At 65.1% G+C, this 1306-nt stretch carries 3 protein-coding genes; 1 reads left to right on the top strand and 2 read right to left on the bottom strand.

Annotation, left to right across the window (positions count from 1 at the left end; translation table 11 throughout):
* The coding region (locus tag FJ980_RS32210) for a sensor histidine kinase (RefSeq protein ID WP_140547518.1) at positions 1 to 642 on the top strand (642 nt) is incomplete at its 5' end.
* Between the two features lie 47 nt (positions 643 to 689).
* Here FJ980_RS32210 and FJ980_RS32205 read toward each other — a convergent pair.
* Positions 690 to 896 carry a hypothetical protein gene (locus FJ980_RS32205; RefSeq protein ID WP_140547517.1) on the bottom strand — a complete coding sequence of 69 codons (207 nt, stop codon included), beginning with the start codon at positions 894 to 896 and terminating at the stop codon, positions 690 to 692.
* 109 nt (positions 897 to 1005) lie between these two features.
* On the bottom strand, positions 1006 to 1296 hold the full coding sequence (locus FJ980_RS32200) for a hypothetical protein (RefSeq protein WP_140547516.1): 291 nt from the start codon (positions 1294 to 1296) through the stop codon (positions 1006 to 1008).
* Positions 1297 to 1306 lie beyond the last annotated feature (10 nt).

The raw sequence follows: 1306 nt of genomic DNA, 5'->3' as shown, positions 1-1306 counted from the left end.
CGCGAGGTCAACCATCGCGTCAAGAACCAGTTTGCGGTGATCCTGTCGATGGTCAGGGAAACCAGCAAGCGCTCGCAGGACCCGCGCGAGTTCGAGGAGATGATCCGCGCCCGCATCATGGCGCTGTCACGCTCGCACGATCTGCTGGTCACCTCGAACTGGGCGGGAGCCAGCCTGTTCGACCTGGTCCAGGAACATCTCAAACCGTTCGGCCGCGAGGAGCAGATACTGCTTTCGGGACCGCTGCTGACCTTGCAGTCGAATGCGGTGCAGAATCTCGGCATGGCTTTCCACGAGCTCGGCACCAATTCGTCCAAGTATGGAGCGCTCGCCAGCGATTCCGGCCGGGTCGAGGTGACCTGGAGCATGAGCGACGACGCTCTGGCCGAACGCGAATTCCAACTTGTCTGGGAGGAGCGGTCGCCCCCCTATAGCGGCGGCGACGAGCGCGACGACACCACGCGCAAGGGGTTCGGCACCGTTGTCCTGCAAAGGGTGGCGCCGCAGTCGCTCGGCGGGTCCGCCGTGATCGAGCGCTCGCCCGGCTATTTCAGATGGACGCTGAACGCGCCGCTGGCGTCGATCATCGTGCCGCAGCACCCTATGGAAGACGCCGGCCAGACGATCGGCTTAGGCATCTGAAAGCCGCCGCCGTGGCCAAGGCGCGCCGCATTTGCGGATTCAGGGGGCTAGAGGATGTTGGCCGTCACCTCGACGATGATCGCAGCTCCTTCGAGCGAGCCGTCGGGCACATGCACGACACGCGAAACGCGCAGGTCCTGGGCGTTTCCGTCGACGGACAGCGAAACGCTCTCGCCGATCCGGGGCACGGCCTGGAAAACGGCCTCGATCGATTGAGGCCGGTTGTCGATGGATACGTGGCAGTTGACGGTCATGGGCATCTCCTGTGGCGGCCCCCCCACGCGTCAACGCGGCCCCCTCGGAATGGTTTCAGGCAGGGATGCGGCAATCCCCGAACGTCGATGCCGGCGCCTGGCCGACCGGTCAATTCGGGAAATTGTTGACCGGCTCCTCGCAGCGGTAGACCGGACAGTGCCCGTCGCGGGCCGGGATATAGGCCGACATCGGCACTTCGGGCCAATCGCATTCATTGCCGAACTGCCTGACATAGCGGTCATAGGTATTGGGGCCGGTGGTCAGCACGACGGCGCGGTGGCTGTGGATCATGGCGCGGATTTGCGCGCAGCTCATGGCGCGGCTGTCGGGCCGGGCTTCGGCCAGGCCGGTGGCGGCAAGCATGGCAGCCACGGTCGGCAACAGGATTCGAACGGACATGGCGGTCTCT

Origin of the sequence: Mesorhizobium sp. B1-1-5 (assembly GCF_006443065.1) — a bacterium.
Lineage (GTDB): Bacteria > Pseudomonadota > Alphaproteobacteria > Rhizobiales > Rhizobiaceae > Mesorhizobium.
The sequence above is the reverse complement of the archived record's forward strand: the minus strand, read 5'-3'. Positions and strand labels throughout refer to the sequence as shown.

Coding starts and splice junctions, on each gene's coding strand:
- FJ980_RS32205 (WP_140547517.1), bottom strand. CDS start 896: ATGACCGTCAACTGCCACGTATCCATCGACAACCGGCCTCAATCGATC.
- FJ980_RS32200 (WP_140547516.1), bottom strand. CDS start 1,296: ATGTCCGTTCGAATCCTGTTGCCGACCGTGGCTGCCATGCTTGCCGCC.